At 72.3% G+C, this 16,765-nt stretch carries 18 protein-coding genes; 11 read left to right on the forward strand and 7 right to left on the reverse strand.

Annotated features, from left to right (window positions below; all coding sequences use genetic code 11):
- Nucleotides 1–354 precede the first annotated feature (354 nt).
- Together ACIPFH_RS24070 and ACIPFH_RS24075 are read left to right on the forward strand one after the other, a co-directional pair.
- The gene (locus tag ACIPFH_RS24070) at nucleotides 355–1,269 is read left to right on the forward strand and encodes a HipA family kinase (protein ID WP_401829265.1); all 915 of its coding nucleotides are present in this window, start codon (nucleotides 355–357) and stop codon (nucleotides 1,267–1,269) included.
- Nucleotides 1,270–1,327: 58 nt separating this feature from the next.
- Nucleotides 1,328–1,651 carry a SelT/SelW/SelH family protein gene (locus tag ACIPFH_RS24075; RefSeq protein ID WP_401829266.1) on the forward strand — a complete coding sequence of 108 codons (324 nt, stop codon included), beginning with the start codon at nucleotides 1,328–1,330 and terminating at the stop codon, nucleotides 1,649–1,651.
- Nucleotides 1,652–1,673: 22 nt separating this feature from the next.
- Here the strand turns inward: ACIPFH_RS24075 and aceB are convergent, their stop codons facing one another.
- Nucleotides 1,674–3,308, reverse strand: coding sequence for a malate synthase A (gene aceB / locus ACIPFH_RS24080; RefSeq protein ID WP_401829269.1), 1,635 nt, complete (start codon nucleotides 3,306–3,308; stop codon nucleotides 1,674–1,676).
- A gap of 183 nt (nucleotides 3,309–3,491) precedes the next feature.
- Nucleotides 3,492–4,103: an NTP transferase domain-containing protein gene (locus ACIPFH_RS24085; protein WP_401829271.1), complete on the reverse strand. Its 612-nt coding sequence runs from the start codon at nucleotides 4,101–4,103 to the stop codon at nucleotides 3,492–3,494.
- Nucleotides 4,104–4,294: 191 nt separating this feature from the next.
- On the opposite strand from ACIPFH_RS24085, the gene ACIPFH_RS24090 reads away from it, so the two are divergent.
- A complete protein-coding gene (locus tag ACIPFH_RS24090) occupies nucleotides 4,295–4,609 on the forward strand; it encodes a DUF5955 family protein (RefSeq protein WP_401829272.1) in 315 nt (104 codons plus the stop codon).
- 50 nt (nucleotides 4,610–4,659) lie between these two features.
- Here the strand turns inward: ACIPFH_RS24090 and ACIPFH_RS24095 are convergent, their stop codons facing one another.
- Nucleotides 4,660–5,457 (reverse strand): IclR family transcriptional regulator, encoded by a 798-nt coding sequence (locus ACIPFH_RS24095; protein WP_356260922.1) that lies wholly within the window; start codon nucleotides 5,455–5,457, stop codon nucleotides 4,660–4,662.
- A gap of 258 nt (nucleotides 5,458–5,715) precedes the next feature.
- On the opposite strand from ACIPFH_RS24095, the gene allB reads away from it, so the two are divergent.
- Nucleotides 5,716–7,053, forward strand: coding sequence for an allantoinase AllB (gene allB, locus ACIPFH_RS24100; protein WP_401829273.1), 1,338 nt, complete (start codon nucleotides 5,716–5,718; stop codon nucleotides 7,051–7,053).
- Between the two features lie 79 nt (nucleotides 7,054–7,132).
- Nucleotides 7,133–8,248, forward strand: coding sequence for an allantoicase (gene alc, locus ACIPFH_RS24105; RefSeq protein ID WP_401829275.1), 1,116 nt, complete (start codon nucleotides 7,133–7,135; stop codon nucleotides 8,246–8,248).
- 109 nt (nucleotides 8,249–8,357) lie between these two features.
- Here alc and ACIPFH_RS24110 read toward each other — a convergent pair whose 3' ends face one another.
- Nucleotides 8,358–9,104: an SDR family oxidoreductase gene (locus ACIPFH_RS24110; protein ID WP_401829276.1), complete on the reverse strand. Its 747-nt coding sequence runs from the start codon at nucleotides 9,102–9,104 to the stop codon at nucleotides 8,358–8,360.
- Nucleotides 9,105–9,231: 127 nt separating this feature from the next.
- Between ACIPFH_RS24110 and ACIPFH_RS24115 the strand changes: the two genes are divergently transcribed.
- Nucleotides 9,232–10,053 (forward strand): AIM24 family protein, encoded by an 822-nt coding sequence (locus tag ACIPFH_RS24115; RefSeq protein ID WP_401829278.1) that lies wholly within the window; start codon nucleotides 9,232–9,234, stop codon nucleotides 10,051–10,053.
- Between the two features lie 15 nt (nucleotides 10,054–10,068).
- Nucleotides 10,069–10,251, forward strand: a complete 183-nt coding sequence (locus tag ACIPFH_RS24120; protein WP_401829279.1) for a hypothetical protein — start codon at nucleotides 10,069–10,071, stop codon at nucleotides 10,249–10,251.
- 109 nt (nucleotides 10,252–10,360) lie between these two features.
- On the opposite strand, the gene ACIPFH_RS24125 is transcribed toward ACIPFH_RS24120, so the two are convergent.
- Nucleotides 10,361–10,747, reverse strand: coding sequence for a ribonuclease (locus tag ACIPFH_RS24125; protein WP_356260906.1), 387 nt, complete (start codon nucleotides 10,745–10,747; stop codon nucleotides 10,361–10,363).
- A gap of 110 nt (nucleotides 10,748–10,857) precedes the next feature.
- Complete coding sequence (locus tag ACIPFH_RS24130; protein WP_401829280.1) at nucleotides 10,858–11,058, reverse strand: hypothetical protein; 201 nt, start codon at nucleotides 11,056–11,058, stop codon at nucleotides 10,858–10,860.
- A 200-nt stretch (nucleotides 11,059–11,258) separates the two neighbouring features.
- On the opposite strand from ACIPFH_RS24130, the gene ACIPFH_RS24135 reads away from it, so the two are divergent.
- The 3 genes from ACIPFH_RS24135 (at nucleotide 11,259) to ACIPFH_RS24145 (ending at nucleotide 14,608) form a co-directional block, all read left to right on the forward strand.
- Entirely contained in the window at nucleotides 11,259–12,521 is a 1,263-nt protein-coding gene (locus ACIPFH_RS24135; protein ID WP_401829282.1) for a sensor histidine kinase, read from the forward strand.
- Between the two features lie 118 nt (nucleotides 12,522–12,639).
- The gene (locus ACIPFH_RS24140; protein WP_401829285.1) at nucleotides 12,640–13,356 is read left to right on the forward strand and encodes a response regulator; all 717 of its coding nucleotides are present in this window, start codon (nucleotides 12,640–12,642) and stop codon (nucleotides 13,354–13,356) included.
- Nucleotides 13,357–13,423: 67 nt separating this feature from the next.
- The gene (locus ACIPFH_RS24145; protein WP_401829287.1) at nucleotides 13,424–14,608 is read left to right on the forward strand and encodes a cytochrome P450; all 1,185 of its coding nucleotides are present in this window, start codon (nucleotides 13,424–13,426) and stop codon (nucleotides 14,606–14,608) included.
- 138 nt (nucleotides 14,609–14,746) lie between these two features.
- Here ACIPFH_RS24145 and ACIPFH_RS24150 read toward each other — a convergent pair whose 3' ends face one another.
- Nucleotides 14,747–15,763, reverse strand: coding sequence for a Gfo/Idh/MocA family oxidoreductase (locus ACIPFH_RS24150; protein WP_401829288.1), 1,017 nt, complete (start codon nucleotides 15,761–15,763; stop codon nucleotides 14,747–14,749).
- Between the two features lie 129 nt (nucleotides 15,764–15,892).
- On the opposite strand from ACIPFH_RS24150, the gene ACIPFH_RS24155 reads away from it, so the two are divergent.
- The gene (locus tag ACIPFH_RS24155) at nucleotides 15,893–16,630 is read left to right on the forward strand and encodes a GntR family transcriptional regulator (protein ID WP_356260934.1); all 738 of its coding nucleotides are present in this window, start codon (nucleotides 15,893–15,895) and stop codon (nucleotides 16,628–16,630) included.
- The last annotated feature ends 135 nt before the right edge of the window (nucleotides 16,631–16,765 follow it).

Genomic DNA, 16,765 nt, shown 5'->3' on the forward strand with positions numbered 1-16,765 from the left:
CCCCCCCCCCCCCCCCCCCCCCCCCCCCCCCCCCCCCCCCCACCCCCCCCCCCCCGCCCCCCCCCCCCCGGGGGGGGGGGCCCCCCCCCCCGCTGCTCGGGGCTCTTCATCCGGATCATCCTAGGCGGAGTTTGTGACGCGGGTTCATCGGCGGTGTCCGTCGTGGGTACGGCGTCTGTGCGGGTACGGGGTCTGTGGGCACGGGCGTCAGTGGGTACGGACGTCGGCGTTCCCGTGTTCACCGTGCTCGGTCCCGCGGCGGGCGGTGGCCCGGTCACTCCTCGTCGGCTGTCACGCCCGGTTACTATGCTGACTTCGTGCCGGAGGCTGGAAGCAACAGTGGGGCCTTGGAAAATGCTGAGAGAGGTCACCGCAACCCGCTACCTCGAACCCCTGCGGTCCGGCGGCTCCGTCCCCGGCATCGTCGAGGCCGACGACCTGGGCACCTACGTCGTGAAGTTCACGGGTTCCGCACAGGGCCGCAAGGCGCTGGTCGCCGAGGTGATCGTCGGTGAGCTGGCGCGAGCTCTGGGGCTGCGCTTCCCCGAGCTGGTCCTGGTGCACTTCGACCCGGCCATCGCGGGGCACGAACCGCACCAGGAGGTACGGGACCTGCACGCCGCGAGCGCGGGGCTCAACCTGGGAATGGACTTCCTGCCGGGCGCGAAGGACTTCACCCCGGAGGTCGCCGCGGCCTTCCCGGTGGATCCGCTGGAGGCCGGAAGGATCGTCTGGCTGGACGCCCTGACCGTGAACGTCGACCGCACGGTCCACAGCTCCAACCTGATGGTCTGGCCCACGTTCGGCACCGTCCCGCCACGGCTGTGGCTCATCGACCACGGCGCCGCCCTCGTCTTCCACCACCGCTGGGACGGCGCCGACCCCGAGAAGGCGTACGACTTCCGCCACCACGCGCTCGGTCACTCCACCCCGGACACCCGCGCGGCCGACGCCGAGCTGGCGCCCAGGGTGACCGAGGAACTGCTGCGCCGGATCGTGGCGGAGGTCCCGGACGCCTGGCTGACCGCCGAAGAGGGGTTCGCCACCCCGGACACCGTCCGGGAGGCGTACGTGCGGTACCTCCACGCGCGCGTGCGGGCCTCCGCGGACTGGCTGCCCACCGACTTCCCCGCCCCGGAGGAGCTCGCCGCCGACGAGGCCCGGCGCGCGGCGCGGACCCGGCAAGGACGGCCCGACTGGCTCAAGCGGGTCCCCGACCTGCACGGCAAGCCGGCCGCGGAACAGGATTGGTCGGTACACCTCGGATGAGCGACCTGAGCGACCTGAGCGACCTGAGCGACTGGGCGGACTGAGTGACGTGGGTGACATGAGTGACACGAGCGGACCGAGTGAGCCGAGTGGGTCGAGTGACCCGAGCGAGTCGCGTCGGCGGGTCGAGATCGAGTACTGCACCCAGTGCCGTTGGCTGCCCCGCGCGGCCTGGCTGGCGCAGGAGCTGCTCACCACGTTCGAGGCGGAGCTGACGGAGCTGGCCCTGAAGCCCGGCAAGGGTGGGGTCTTCGTCGTCCGGGTGAACGACGAGGTGGTCTGGGACCGCCGTGAACAGGGCTTCCCGGAGCCCACGGCGGTGAAGAAGCTCGTACGCGACCGAGTGGCCCCGGGGAAGTCCCTGGGCCACTCGGACAAGTGAGCGTTCCGGTTCGCGCGGGGACTCAGCCCTTGAGCTGCTCGTACGCCGGCAGGGTGAGGAAGTCCGCGTAGTCGTCGTCGAGGGAGACCGTCAGCAGCAGGTCGTGGGCCTGCTGCCAGTGGCCGGCCGAGAAGGCCTCCTCGCCGATCTCCTCGCGGATCGCCGCCAGTTCCCCGGCGGCGACCTCGCGGGCCAGCTCGCGCGTTGCCCTGACCGTATGACCGGCGTGCTCGAACTCCACACCCGCGTTGATCCACTGCCAGATCTGCGAGCGGGAGATCTCGGCGGTGGCCGCGTCCTCCATGAGGTTGAAGATGGCGACCGCGCCCAGGCCGCGCAGCCAGGCCTCGATGTAACGGATGCCGACCTGCACGGCGTTGACCAGACCCTCGTATGTCGGCCTGGCCTCCAGCGAGTCGACGGCGATCAGGTCGGCCGCCTTGACGTCGACGTCCTCGCGCAGCCGGTGCTTCTGGTTCGGCCGGTCGCCGAGCACGGCGTCGAAGGAGGCCATGGCGATCGGCACCAGGTCCGGGTGGGCCACCCACGAACCATCGAAACCGTCGTTCGCCTCGCGGTCCTTGTCGGCCTTCACCTTCTCGAAGGCGACCTTGTTGACCTCCTCGTCGCGGCGGGACGGGATGAAGGCCGCCATGCCGCCGATGGCGTGCGCGCCGCGCTTGTGGCAGGTGCGGACGAGGAGTTCGGTGTACGCCCGCATGAACGGGGCGGTCATCGTGACCGCGTTGCGGTCCGGGAGGACGAACCTGGGTCCGCCGTCACGGAAGTTCTTGACGATGGAGAACAGGTAGTCCCAGCGGCCGGCGTTCAACCCGGAGGCGTGGTCGCGGAGTTCGTAGAGGATCTCCTCCATCTCGTACGCGGCCGTGATCGTCTCGATGAGCACGGTGGCGCGGACGGTGCCCCGCGGGATGCCGATGTGGTCCTGCGCGAAGACGAACACCTCGTTCCAGAGGCGGGCCTCCAGGTGCGACTCCGTCTTCGGGAGGTAGAAGTACGGCCCCTTGCCGAGGTCGAGGAGACGCCGGGCGTTGTGGAAGAAGTACAGGCCGAAGTCGACGAGGGCGCCCGGCACCTGACCGCCGTCCGCGTCGACGAGGTGCCGCTCGTTCAGATGCCAGCCGCGCGGGCGCATGACGACCGTGGCGAGTTCGGCCTCGTCCTTCAGGGCGTACGACTTGCCGGACCCCGGGTCCGTGAAGTCGATGCTCCGGGTGTACGCGTCGGCCAGGTTGAGCTGACCGACGACGACGTTCTCCCAGGTCGGCGCCGAGGCGTCCTCGAAGTCCGCGAGCCAGACCCGGGCGCCGGAATTGAGGGCGTTGATGGTCATCTTGCGGTCGGTCGGCCCGGTGATCTCGACCCGGCGGTCGTCCAGGGCCGCGGGGGAGGGGGCCACCTTCCAGGAGTCGTCCGCGCGGATCGCGGCGGTCTCCGGGAGGAAGTCGAGCGAGGAGGTGCGGGCGATCTCGGCGCGGCGCTCCGCGCGCCGGGCCAGGAGCTCGTCGCGGCGCGGTGTGAACCGCCGGTGCAGCTCGGCCACGAAGGCGAGCGCCGCCTCGGTGAGGACCTCCTCCTGCCGCGGCAGGGGCTCGGCGTCGACGATGGCCAGCGGGGACGGCGCTGGTGCGGACATGAGCGGTCACTTCCTTCAGCGGTGGCACCGGGTGCCAGTCGAACCGGGTACGGCGAGCGGGGTCCCGAACGGGCCGGACCCTTCTGAGCAGTGGATACTAGTTTCCTCATCGTGGAACTTCAATGATTTGTTGATGTCGAGATTCTCCGCGTCGAGGGAAGGTGGCGCCCGGTGCCGGGCGGCTCACTCGAGGTGGGCGAGATCCTCGTGGGTGTCGATGTCGAACGGGCGGGCCACGTCCGCGCACTCGACGAGCGTGATCGCCTCCTCGTGCTCCTTCAGATAGGCACGTGCCCCCCGGTCGCCGGTGGCAGTCACCGCGATTCCCGCCCAATGGGCGGCCCCGAAGAGGACGGGGTGGCCGCGTACGCCGTCGTAGGCGGCGCAGACGAGCGAGGACTCGTCCTCGTACGCGGCGAGCACCCGGGCCACGGCCTCCGGCCCGATGCCGGGCTGGTCGACGAGGAGGACCAGCGCGGCGCGCGCTCCGGTCCCGGGGAGCGAGTCGAGCCCGGCCCGCAGCGAGGTGCCCATGCCCTGCTCCCACTCCGGGTTCGGCACGATCACGCACCCCTCCAGCCGTGCCCGCTCCCGTACGGCGTCGGCGGCGGCCCCGAGGACCACGTGCACCCGTGCGCAGCCCGCCGTGCGCAGAACCCCCACCGCGTGTTCGACGAGTGGTCGATCCCGGTGTTCGAGCAGCGCCTTGGGCTGTCCGCCGAGCCGCCGGCCCCCGCCCGCCGCGAGGAGCAGGCCCGCCACCTGGTCTGCGGCCCGGTTTCCCTTTCGTGTCATGCGTCCTGCATACCTGACCCGGCGGTGTCCGCACGGTTTCCAGGGGCTGAATTTCGGTCCGCGCGGTGGCGCACGCCGTGTCGGGTGGCGTTTACTGACCCGCGCGTCCTGCGGTGCCCGGTCGGCGCCACGCGGATGCGGGGCGGGTGAAGCGCGCACTCGCGCTCGGCGGAGCGTGAGGGGGGAGAGCTGTGTTGCGGAGCTTGGGGCAGAGGGCAGTGACCGGCGGCGACGAGGATCAGAGGGTGGCGGAACTGCGGACCGCGGTCTCCCGGCTGCGCCGCGAACTCGCCACGCACCCGGCCGAGTTCCCGGACCGGGTCATCGCCGAGGACGAACTCGCCGACCTCGCCGCGATGGTGACCCACGGTGTCCCCGAACTCCCGCGGTTACGCCGCTCGTTGCTGCTGATCGCGGGGGCGATCGGCTCGGTGAGCGCACTGGCCCGGAGCCTGTCGGACGTACACCGGGCCGTGGAGCAGTTCGGGGAGACGCCACGCCGCTGAGCCGCGGCCGGCGCCGGTGTCCCGGGCCGTCCCCGGGGCGAGGGCCTGCCCTAGGCCGTCGGGCCGGGGCTCGCCAGCGCCTGCGACAGTTCCACCGCCACCTGCTGCAGCACCGGCACGATCCGCTCCGTGGCCGACTCCGTGACGCGGCCGGCCGGGCCCGAGATGGAGATGGCCGCGGCCGTGGGTGAGTCCGGAACCTGCACCGCCAGGCAGCGGACGCCGATCTCCTGCTCGTTGTCGTCGACCGCGTAACCGGCGTGCCGCACCTCCGCGAGGGCCGCGAGGAAACCGTCGGGGGTGGTGATCGTCTTGTCCGTGGCGGCGGGCATGCCGGTGCGGGCGAGCAGAGCGCGCACCTCCCCGTCCGGGAAGCCCGCGAGCAGCGCCTTGCCGACGCCCGTGGAGTGCGGCAGGACCCGGCGGCCGACCTCGGTGAACATCCGCATCGAGTGCTTGGACGGCACCTGCGCCACATACACGATCTCGTCGCCGTCGAGCAGCGCCATGTTCGCCGTCTCGCCGGTCTCCTCGACCAGGCGGGCCAGATAGGGGCGGGCCCAGGTGCCCAGCAGCCGGGCGGCGGACTCGCCGAGCCGGATCAGCCGAGGGCCCAGCGCGTAGCGGCGGTTCGGCTGCTGGCGGACGTAACCGCAGGCCACCAGGGTGCGCATCAGGCGGTGGATGGTGGGCAGGGGCAGCCCGCTGCTCGCGGACAGCTCGCTCAGACCGACCTCGCCGCCCGCGTCCGCCATCCGCTCGAGCAGATCGAAGGCGCGCTCGAGGGACTGGACCCCGCCGCTTGCGGACTTGGCGGAGTCGGTGGTGCTGGCGCTGGACGTCGGCACGGCGCGTTCCTTTCGAAACTGGCGGGAAGGGCTGAAGCCTACCCGGCGGTCGGTTGACTCCTCGTTTGTGCGTAGCTACGTTCTGCTGGTCGGAATATTAATTCCATTATGTGGAAACGTCCAGAGGGGCGGGGATGGGTGCACTGTGGGGGAGTGTGCTCTTGACGGCGCGAAGGCGGGAGGTGAGACTCCTTCAACAGAACGTTGAATTCCGTTGCGTGGAAGTTTCCGCCGAGTAAACGGAAGAGAGGGGACCGGGTGTCCGACGCTGAACTGGTGCTGCGCTCGACGCGCGTCATCACTCCCGAAGGTTCACGGCCGGCTACGGTCGCGGTCGCCGGCGGCAGGATCACGGCCGTCCTGCCCTACGAGGTGCCCGTACCCGGCGGAGCCCGCCTGGAGGACCTCGGCGACGACGTCCTGCTGCCCGGACTGGTCGACACGCACGTGCACGTCAACGACCCCGGCCGCACCCACTGGGAGGGCTTCTGGACCGCCACGCGCGCGGCGGCGGCCGGCGGCATCACCACGCTCGTCGACATGCCCCTCAACTCCCTCCCGCCGACCACGACGGTGGACCACCTCCGGGTCAAGCAGGAGGTCGCCGCCGACAAGGCGCACGTCGACGTCGGCTTCTGGGGCGGCGCCCTGCCCGGCAACGTCAAGGACCTGCGCCCGCTGCACGACTTGGGCGTCTTCGGCTTCAAGGCGTTCCTGTCCCCGTCGGGGGTGGACGAGTTCCCGCACCTCGACCAGGACGGGCTCGCCCGCTCCCTCGCCGAGATCGCCGGATTCGACGGCCTGCTGATCGTGCACGCCGAGGACCCGCACCACCTCGACGCCGCCCCGCAGCAGGGCGGCCCCCGGTACGCGGACTTCCTCGCCAGCCGTCCCCGCGACGCCGAGGACAGCGCCATCGCCCACCTCATCGCGCAGGCGGCACGCCTGCACGCACGCGTGCACGTGCTGCACCTCTCCTCCAGCGACGCGCTGCCGCTGATCGCCGCCGCCAAGGCGGACGGCGTCCGCATCACGGTCGAGACCTGCCCGCACTACCTGACCCTGACCGCCGAGGAAGTCCCCGACGGCGCCAGCGAGTTCAAGTGCTGCCCCCCGATCCGCGAGTCCGCCAACCAGGACCTGCTCTGGCAGGCCCTGGCGGACGGCACGATCGACTGTGTGGTCACCGACCACTCACCGTCCACGGCCGACCTCAAGACCGACGACTTCGCGACGGCTTGGGGCGGCATCTCGGGTCTTCAGCTGAGCCTGTCGGCCGTGTGGACGCAGGCCCGGCGCCGGGGCCACGGCCTGGAGGACGTCGTGCGATGGATGTCCGCCCGCACGGCGGCCCTCGCGGGCCTCTCCCACAAGGGCGCGATCGAAGCGGGCCGTGACGCGGACTTCGCCGTCCTCGCGCCCGACGAGACCTTCACCGTCGACCCGGCCTCCCTCCAGCACCGCAACCGCGTCACGGCGTACGCCGGAAAGACCCTGTACGGCGTGGTGAAGTCCACCTGGCTGCGCGGCGAACGGATCGTCGCCGACGGCGAGTTCACCGAGCCGAAAGGCCGACTCCTCACCCGCACCCCCTGAACCGAGGCAGCGGCCCGGCCGCGCTTCCGGCTCCACCCGCACCCGCACCGGCCGACTCCGAAAGGCAGACCTGATCACCGTGACGGCGATAGAGAGCTTCACCGGCGACGCGAACCCCTACGGCGGCGGCGACCCGTACGCGGACTACCGCACCGCCGACTTCCCCTTCACCCGGCACGCCAACCTCGCCGACCGGCAGCTCGGAGCGGGAGTCGTCGCCGCCAACGACGAGTTCTTCGCCCAGCGCGAGAACCTGCTGGTCGCCGGTCCCGCGGAGTTCGACCCGGAGCACTTCGGCCACAAGGGCAAGATCATGGACGGCTGGGAGACGCGCCGCCGGCGCGGCGCCTCCGCCGACCACCCGTGGCCGACCGACGAGGACCACGACTGGGCGCTCGTCCGGCTCGGCGCGCCCGGGGTGATCCGCGGCATCGTCGTCGACACGGCCCACTTCCGCGGCAACTACCCGCAGGCGGTGTCGGTCGAGGGAGCCTCGGTGCCGGGCTCGCCGTCCCCCGAGGAGCTCCTCGGCGACCACGTGAAGTGGACGACGCTGGTGCCGCGCACACCGGTCGGCGGCCACGCGGCGAACGGCTTCTCCGTGTCGGTGGAGCAGCGCTTCACCCACCTGCGGGTCAACCAGCACCCCGACGGCGGCATCGCCCGCCTGCGCGTGTACGGGGAGGTCGTGCCCGATCCCGGCTGGCTCACGGTGCTCGGCACCTTCGACGTCGTCGCCCTGGAGAACGGCGGCCGGGCCGAGGACGCCTCCAACCTCTTCTACTCACCCGCGGGCAACACCATCCAGCCGGGCCGCTCCCGCAAGATGGACGACGGCTGGGAGACCCGCCGCCGCCGCGACCGGGGCAACGACTGGATCCGCTACCGCCTGGCGGCCCAGGCGCGGATCCGCGCGCTGGAGATCGACACGGCCTATTTGAAGGGCAACAGCGCCGGCTGGGCCTCGGTGTCGGTCAGGGACGGCGAGAGCGGCGAGTGGACGGAGATCCTCCCGCGCACCCGCCTCCAGCCCGACACCAACCACCGCTTCGTCCTGCCGGCCCCGGCGGTCGGCACCCACGCGCGCGTGGACATCTACCCCGACGGCGGCATCTCCCGCCTCCGCCTGTTCGGCTCCCTCACGGAGGCGGGCGCGGCGGCGCTGGCCGCCCGCCGGCAGGAGCTCGGCGACTGAGCCGGCCGCCGTCGCCGCGCACATCCCGGCGGGAGACGGGGCGTGCACGGCAGCGGAGCGACGGCGGTCCTGCCCCCTGGAAGGTCCCGGCCCTGTCCCGGCCCGGTCCTCAGGCCGCGTGCCCGCCGTCCACGGCGAACTCCGCGCCGGTGACGTACGCGGCTCCCGCGAGGTGCGCGACCGTGGCGGCCACCTCCTGCGCGGTGCCGAAGCGGCCCAGCGCCGTCATCGTCGCCTGACCGGCCGCGTACGGGCCGTCCGCCGGGTTCATGTCGGTGTCGATCGGGCCCGGGTGCACGAGGTTGGCCGTGATCCCGCGCGGGCCGAGCTCCCGGGCGAGCGCCTTGGTCAGACCGACCAGGGCCGCCTTGCTCATCGCGTACAGGGTGCCGCCGGGACCGGGCACCCGCTGGGTCATACAGGTGCCGATCGTGATGATCCGCCCGCCGCCCGCCATCCGCCCGGCGGCCGCCTGCGAGGCCAGGAACACCCCCCGCACGTTCACCGCGAGCACCCGGTCGACGTCGGAGAGGGCGAGCCCCTCCAGTGGGCCGAGGACGCCGACGCCCGCGTTGTTCACCAGCACGTCGAGGCCGCCCAGCGCCCGGGCCGTACGGTCCACCGCCCCGGCCGCCTCGTCCGGGTCCGCAGCGTCCGCGCGCAGGGCCACCGCCCGCCGCCCCAGCGACTCCACCGCCCGTACGACCTCCTCGGCCGCCTCCTTGCCGTTCACGTACGTCACCGCCACGTCCGCGCCTTCGCCGGCGAGCCGCAGGGCGGTGGCGGCTCCGATGCCGCGGCTGCCGCCGGTGACGAGTGCAACCTTGCCGTTCAGGGTCTTCCCGTTCGTTGTCATGGGTCCATCCCAGCGGCCGGCACCCCGTCCTGCTGGCGGTGAACGGACGTCGAGTGTCCGGCCCGGCGCCCGGTACGCCGTCCGAGGAGACCGGAACTCTTTCCTCCGCCTCCCGCGTTCTCCTTCTGTGACCCTTCAGCAAGAGATCGTCGGCAACGCCATGCAGATGGCGGTCGTCAGCCTGCAGCCCGGCCAGACCGTGTACTGCGAGGCCGGAAAGTTCCTCTTCAAGACGACGAACGTGACCATGGAGACCCGTCTGGGCGGCCCCTCCGACGGCGGTCGGCAACCCCAGGGCGGCGGGGCCGGAGGCGGCGGCATGGGCGGCATGCTGCGCCAGGCCATGGGGACGGCCATGCAGGCAGGTCAGCGCGCCCTCGCCGGCGAGTCGCTGGCGTTCCAGTACTTCGCGGCCCAGGGCGGCGAGGGCACGGTCGGCTTCGCGGGCGTGCTCCCCGGTGAGATGCGTGCCCTCGAGTTGGACGGCACACGTGCGTGGTTCGCCGAGAAGGACGCGTTCGTGGCCGCCGAGTCCACCGTCGACTTCGGCATCGCCTTCCAGGGCGGCCGCACCGGCATGAAGGGCGGTGAGGGCTTCGTGCTGGAGAAGTTCACCGGCCGCGGCACGGTGATCATCGCGGGGGCCGGCAACTTCATCGACCTCGACCCGGCCGACTTCGGCGGACGCATCGAGGTCGACACCGGCTGCGTGGTCGCCTTCGAGGAGGGCATCCGGTACGGCGTCCAGCGCGTCGGCGGTCTCAACCGCCAGGGGGTCATGAACGCCGTGTTCGGCGGCGAGGGTCTGTCCCTGGCCACGCTGGAGGGCAGCGGCCGGGTCATTCTCCAGTCCCTCACCATCGAGAGCCTCGCCAACGCCCTGAGGAAGGCCCAGGGCGGCGACAAGCAGGGGCCGACGGGCGGACTGTTCTCGACGAACGCCGGCTGAACCGATGAGCTGCGGGTGCCCGTCGGGTCCGAGCTGGCTCGCCTGGGCCTGTTCGTCGAGGGCTCGCCGCGCACGGCCTTCCGGCACATCGGCGGCCTGATCACCGCGGCGGGCGTCTCCGTCCAGACGTACGACCTCGACGGCCACCCGCGCTACGGCTCCTGCGCACTCCCGGACGACGCCCCAGCCGTGAGGTGACCCCCGGTGACCCGGCCGGACGTGCCTCGCCCCGCGGCCGGCAGAGGTGGGGGGACCGCGGGGCGAGAGTCTCGGATCGGTCGAGCCGCGAACGGTCGAACAGGGTCGCTCAGCAGCCGTAGTTGATCAGCTTGAAGGTGACGTAGTGGTCCGCGGTGTAGTAGTCCTCGGCGGTCTTCTTCCCGGTCACGACGCGGCGTGCTCCGCGCGTCGAGGAGCCGGGCGTCTTCACCGTGTACTCGTGGTAGTAGCCGGACGTCTGGCCGGGCAGGACGCCTTCCCGGTTCTGGAAGACGGCCCCGTCCTGCGAGTACGGGAACGGCCCGCCCTGCTCGATCAGTTCGAGCGTGTCGTACGCCTGGGAGGGCAACTTCGTGTAGCAGACGCTGCCGACGGCGGCGTGGGCGGTGGTGGCGGAGACGGCGCCGCCGACGAGGAGGGCGGTCAGGGCGGCGGCCGAGACGCCGGTACGAGTGATCCGTGGGGGGAATCTCATGGCTTCATGATGACGCGCGTAGACAGTGTCATGTCAATGACAAGGTAAGGGAATTCGCTGTCGGTCCCGAGAAGTTTTCACGGCGTTAACGGCGCTCCGGCCCCGCCCGCTCAGTCCGGCTTCCGGCTCTCCGAGGCGGCGAACAGGGCGAACGCCAGCACGATGAGCGCGACGCCGGCGTACACCTCGTAGCCGTCGAGGACGCCGAGGCGCTGCACGAGGCCCACGTGCCAGCGGGTGAACTCGTGCAACAGGGCCAGGACGCCCTGCGCCAGAGCGAGAAATCCGAGTACTCCCAACAGTTCCCTCATGCTCGGGACCCTCGCCCCGCGGACCCTCCGCGCGCCATCGGCCACGGGTCGGGACCTGTCCGACGGAAGACTGCGGACCGCGGGTCCGGCCGAGCCGAAAGTAGGCGGCGGTGCGACCTGGGTCGGTCGTTCCCGCCCTTTGGTAGAGGTTCCGTCGACGGAGAGGTGTCGCGGCCCTCGGCTGCATAGATTTGTCGACCATGAGGGCAGACGACAGCGCGGCCCCGGCGGCGCCCGAGTTCACGGAACGCCGATGGCTGATGCCGTCGGCCGTGATCGCGGAACTCTCCCCGGACGCCGAGCACCCCGGCCGGCCGTACCGGCGCACCGCACGTGACTGGGCCGTCGACTTCTGCTGCTTCCTCGTGGCCGTCGCCGTCGGTCTGGCGGTCGCGGACTCCTTCCCCGGCGAACGGGACCTCCCGGACGTCGTCGCCGCGGCCGACCAGCTCCTCGGCGCCCTCGCCTGCGCGGCGATCTGGCTGCGCCGCCGGTGGCCCGTCGCCCTGGCGATCGCGATGGTCCCCCTCGGCTTCCTGGCGACCACCTCGGCCGGCGCCTGCACGGTCGCCCTGTTCAGCCTCGCCGTGCACCGGCCGTTCCGGTACGTGGCCTGGGTGGGCGGCGCCCAGCTCGGCCTGATCCCGCTGCTGGCCTGGGCCCGCCCGGATCCCACCCTGGCGTACGGGCCCTCGGTGGCGTGGAGCGTGCTGTTCACCGTCACGGCCATCGGCTGGGGCATGTTCGTAAGGTCCAGGCGGCAGCTGATGCTGAGCCTGCGCGACCGGGCCCGGCGCGCCGAGACGGAGGCGCGGCTGCGGGGCGAGCAGGCGCAGCGGCTGGCCCGCGAGGCCATCGCCCGCGAGATGCACGATGTGCTCGCGCACCGGCTGACCCTGCTCAGCGTGCACGCGGGCGGGCTGGAGTTCCGCCCGGACGCGCCCCGCGAGGAGATCGCGCGGGCGGCCGGTGTCATCCGCGAGAGCGCCCACGAGGCGCTCCAGGACCTGCGGGAGATCATCGGCGTGCTGAGGGCCGGTGAATCCGACGAAGCGGGCCGCCCCCAGCCGACGTTGGCCGCCCTGGACACGCTGGTCGCCGAATCCCGCGAGGCGGGCATGAAAGTCACCCTGGACCAGCGCGTCACCGACGCCGCGGCCGTTCCCGCCTCCGTCGGCCGCACCGCCTACCGCATCGCCCAGGAGTGCCTCACCAACGCCCGTAAGCACGCCCCGGGCGCGGAGGTCGCGGTCACCGTCACCGGCGGCCCGGGCGAGAGCCTCGCCGTGACCGTCCGCAACCCGGCCCCCGAGGGCGACGTACCGCCCGTCCCCGGCTCCGGCCAGGGCCTGATCGGCCTGACGGAACGAGCCACCCTGACCGGGGGGCGACTGGAGCACGGGGCGTGGGGGCAGGGGGGATTCGAGGTACGGGCGTGGCTGCCGTGGCCTGCGGCACCGTGAGGCGGCCGGGCGCCGAAGCCACCACCGCCCGCCCTGCGCGACACCCGTCGTCCGCGGCGCGACCCGACTCCCGCGAACCGTGAACCCGGCCACTCGCCACCGTGATTACGTAAGGGCCATGACTGCGATCAGACTCCTCCTCGTCGACGACGATCCCCTGGTGCGGGCCGGTCTGGCCTTCATGATGCGGGGTGCCGACGACATCGAGATCGTCGGCGAGGCCGCGGACGGCGGCGAGGTCGAGGAACTGGTCGAGCGCACCCGGCCCGACGTGGTCCTGATGGACATCCGGATGCCCGCCGTGGACGGCATCACCGCCACGGAACGGCTGCGCGGGCGCCAGGACGCCCCGCAGGTCGTGGTGCTCACCACCTTCCACGCCGACGAGCAGGTGCTGCGCGCGCTGCGCGCGGGTGCCGCCGGGTTCGTCCTCAAGGACACCCCGCCCGCCGAGATCCTCGACGCCGTGCGCCGGGTGGCGTCCGGCGACCCGGTGCTGTCGCCCACGGTCACCCGGCAGTTGATGGACCACGCGGCGGGTGCCGCGGCCGACACCCGGCGCTCCCACGCGCGCGTGCGCCTCGCGGCCCTGGGGGAACGCGAACGCGAGGTGGCCGTCGCGGTCGGCCGCGGACTGTCCAACGCGGAGATCGCCGCCGAACTGTTCATGAGCGTGGCCACCGTGAAGGCCCACGTCTCCCGGGTGCTGGCCAAGCTCGGACTCGACAACCGTGTGCAGATCGCCCTGTCGACCTACGACGCGGGGCTGCTGGACGAAGCGCAGGACCGGGCGGGACGGGCGGACGGCGAAGAGCGCGAGCGCGGCGGGCACTAGGCGGGACCCCCGCTCGTTGTGGGTGTGACGGAATGGTCGCGGAGGGTGACCGGGGAGGGGGAGTGTCATGACCGAGGTGATCGACCTGGGGGAGTTCGGCGACGGTTTCCGGAGGAACCCGCATCCGGTGTACGCGCGACTGCGCGAGCGCGGCCCGGTGCACCGGGTGCGGCTGCCCGAGCCCGACGCGCACCATGTGACCTGGCTCGTCGTGGGCCACGAGGAGGCGCGCGCGGCGCTCGCCGACCCCCGGCTGGCCAAGGACTCCGCACGGGCCGGCACCACGTTCCTCGACGAGGAGCTGATCGGCAAGCATCTGCTGACCGCCGACCCGCCGCAGCACACGCGCCTGCGCTCCCTGGTCTCCCGCGCCTTCACCATGCGCCGGGTGGAGGAACTGCGGCCGAGGATCCAGCGGATCACCGACGACCTGCTCGACGCGATGCTGCCGCACGGCCGCGCCGACCTCGTGGAGTCGCTGGCCTACCCGTTGCCCCTGACGGTCATCTGCGAGCTCCTCGGCGTCCCCGAGACGGACCGCACGGAGTTCCGCGCGCTGTCGAACGAGGCCGTCGCGCCCACCAGCTCCCAGACCGAGTACGACGCGTTCGTGCGACTCGGCGCCTATCTCACCGACCTGATCGAGGACAAGCGGTGCGCCGGGCCGAGCGGCGACCTGCTGGACGACCTGATCCGCACCACCGCGCAGGACGGCGACCGGCTCTCACCCGGTGAGCTGCGCGGCATGGCGTTCATCCTCCTCATCGCCGGACACGAGACCACCGTCAACCTGATCGGCAACGCCGTCCACGCCCTGCTCACCCACCCGGACCAACTGGCCGCCCTGCGCGCCGACATGACGCTCCTCGACGGCACGGTCGAGGAGGCCCTGCGCTACGAGGGGCCGGTGGAGAACGCCACGTACCGGTTCGCCGCCGGACCGCTGGAGATCGCCGGCACGGCCGTCGCGCAGGGCGAGGCGGTGATGATCGGCCTGACCGCGGCCGACCGTGACCCGGCGCGTTATCCGGCCCCCGACGACTTCGACATCCGCCGCGACAGCCGGGGCCACCTGGCCTTCGGGCACGGCGTCCACTACTGCCTCGGCGCCCCGCTGGCCCGCCTGGAGGCGCGCACGGCGATCCGCTCCCTGCTCGACCGCACCCCCGCCCTGGCGCTCGACGGCCCGCCCGGCGAGTGGCTTTCCGGCCCCCTGATGCGCGGAATGCGCAGCCTTCCGGTGCGCTGGTAGCCGGCGGGCGCGGGCGCGGGCGCGGGCACGGGCGGACGGGCGGACCGGGCCACGGCCCGCCGGCCAGGCGCTCCCCGGATCAGCATGTGCTCCCCGGGCCGGGCACCGCCTGCCGGGTGCTTCCCGGGACGGTCGTGCTCAGCTCGTCTCCAGGGCCGCCGGGATCTCCGCGAGCCACACCGCCCTGCGGTCCTGTCGGGAGACCTCGCAGGCCTCGGCGATCCGCAGCGCCTGAAGCGCCTCGCGGCCGTCGCAGGGGTTGGCCCGTCCGCCCCGCACGACGTCCACGAAGGCGTTCAGCTCCGCCTCGTAGGCGGGCTCGAACCGTTCCAGGAACCCCGTCCACGGTTTGTCCGCGGCCGGTGGACCGGTGGGTTCGGTGGACGCGATGGGGGTGCGGTCGTCCAGACCCACGACGATCTGGTCGAGCTCCCCTGCCAGCTCCATGCGGACGTCGTAACCCGCCCCGTTCAGCCGCGTCGCCGTCGCCGTGGCGAGGGTGCCGTCGTCGAGGGTGAGCACCGCGGCCGCCGTGTCCACGTCTCCCGCCTCGCGGAACATGGCGGGCCCGGCGTCGGACCCGGCGGCGTACACCTCCGTCACCTCGCGCCCGGTCACCCACCGCAGGCAGTCGAAGTCGTGGAGGAGGGCGTCCCGGTAGATCCCGCCGGACACCGGCAGCCAGTCGGCCGGCGGCGCCGACTGGTCGGACGTCAGCGCCCGCACGGTGTGCAGCCGTCCGAGCCGCCCCGACCGCACTGCCTCCCGGGCCCCGGTGTAGCCCGCGTCGAAGCGGCGCTGGAAGCCCATGTGAAGGATCGTTCCGGCGGTCTCCACCTCGGCTATCGCCTGTAAGGTCCCCGCCAGATCCAGGGCGATCGGCTTCTCGCAGAAGACCGGGAGCCCGGAGCGTGCTGCCCGACCGATCAGTTCGGCGTGGGCCGAGGTCGCCGTCGTGATCACCACGGCGTCCACGCCCCAGCGGAAGATCTCGTCCACCCCTGGGGCGGCCGTCTCACCCAGCCGGTACGCGAGCTCCTGGGCCCGCGTGTGGTCCGCGTCCGTCAGGATCAGGGATCCGACCTCGCGGTGACGGCTGAGTGTGTTCGCATGAATGGTGCCTATGCGGCCCGTCCCGATGACCCCGATGCGCATGAATCAAAAGTGACGTCGCAGGCCGCACGCTGTCAATGCGTATGTCCGGACAATCGAACTACACGACTTCCCGTCAACCGGTCACGGAGCTACGCTCGGCCCGTGCCGAAACCAGAAGTGGACCCGACTGTGCAGCTCGAACTCCGTGTGGACCGTAGCTCGCCGGTGCCGTTGTACTTCCAGCTGGCCCAGCAGTTGGAGGCCGCTATCGAGCACGGATCGCTCACCCCCGGCAGTCTGCTGGGCAACGAGATCGAGCTCGCGGCGCGGCTCGGCCTGTCCCGGCCGACCGTCCGCCAGGCGATCCAGTCGCTGGTCGACAAGGGTCTCCTGGTGCGCCGCCGAGGCGTCGGCACGCAGGTCGTGCACAGCCAGGTCAAGCGCCCACTGGAGCTCAGCAGCCTCTACGACGACCTGGAGGCCGCCGGGCAGCGTCCGGCGACGACGGTCCTGGTCAACACCATGGTCCCGGCATCCGCCGAGGTCGCGGCCGCGCTCGCGGTGACCGAGGGCAGCGACGTCCACCGGGTGGAGCGGCTGCGGCTGGCGCACGGGGAGCCGATGGCGTACCTGTGCAACCACATCCCCTCCGGCCTGCTCGACCTGGACACCGGGCAGCTGCAGGCCACCGGCCTGTACCGGCTGATGAGGGCCGCCGGGATCACCCTGCACAGCGCACGCCAGTCCATCGGCGCCCGCGCCGCGACCACCGCCGAGGCCGAGCGGCTCGCCGAGGACGAGGGCGCCCCGCTGCTGACCATGCAGCGCACGACCTACGACGACACCGGCCGGGCGGTGGAGTTCGGCGACCACATCTACCGGCCGACCCGCTACTCCTTCGAGTTCCAGCTGCTCGTGCGCCCCTGAAATTCCGAGCGGGCGTTCCTGGTCGTATTGTCCGGACAAGGTGAGTCCATGTCGGACAAGGTGAGCGATGGGCGGTCCCCGGCCAGGGGCGCGTGGGCGCACGGGGACGCGACCGGCCGCGACACACCCGCGCGC

The organism is Streptomyces sp. NPDC088157, assembly GCF_044741545.1.
Lineage (GTDB): Bacteria > Actinomycetota > Actinomycetes > Streptomycetales > Streptomycetaceae > Streptomyces.

Coding starts and splice junctions, on each gene's coding strand:
- ACIPFH_RS24070 (WP_401829265.1), top strand. CDS start 355: ATGCTGAGAGAGGTCACCGCAACCCGCTACCTCGAACCCCTGCGGTCC.
- ACIPFH_RS24075 (WP_401829266.1), top strand. CDS start 1,328: ATGAGTGACACGAGCGGACCGAGTGAGCCGAGTGGGTCGAGTGACCCG.
- aceB (WP_401829269.1), bottom strand. CDS start 3,308: ATGTCCGCACCAGCGCCGTCCCCGCTGGCCATCGTCGACGCCGAGCCC.
- ACIPFH_RS24085 (WP_401829271.1), bottom strand. CDS start 4,103: ATGACACGAAAGGGAAACCGGGCCGCAGACCAGGTGGCGGGCCTGCTC.
- ACIPFH_RS24110 (WP_401829276.1), bottom strand. CDS start 9,104: ATGACAACGAACGGGAAGACCCTGAACGGCAAGGTTGCACTCGTCACC.
- ACIPFH_RS24125 (WP_356260906.1), bottom strand. CDS start 10,747: ATGAGATTCCCCCCACGGATCACTCGTACCGGCGTCTCGGCCGCCGCC.
- ACIPFH_RS24130 (WP_401829280.1), bottom strand. CDS start 11,058: ATGAGGGAACTGTTGGGAGTACTCGGATTTCTCGCTCTGGCGCAGGGC.
- ACIPFH_RS24135 (WP_401829282.1), top strand. CDS start 11,259: ATGAGGGCAGACGACAGCGCGGCCCCGGCGGCGCCCGAGTTCACGGAA.
- ACIPFH_RS24140 (WP_401829285.1), top strand. CDS start 12,640: ATGACTGCGATCAGACTCCTCCTCGTCGACGACGATCCCCTGGTGCGG.
- ACIPFH_RS24145 (WP_401829287.1), top strand. CDS start 13,424: ATGACCGAGGTGATCGACCTGGGGGAGTTCGGCGACGGTTTCCGGAGG.
- ACIPFH_RS24150 (WP_401829288.1), bottom strand. CDS start 15,763: ATGCGCATCGGGGTCATCGGGACGGGCCGCATAGGCACCATTCATGCG.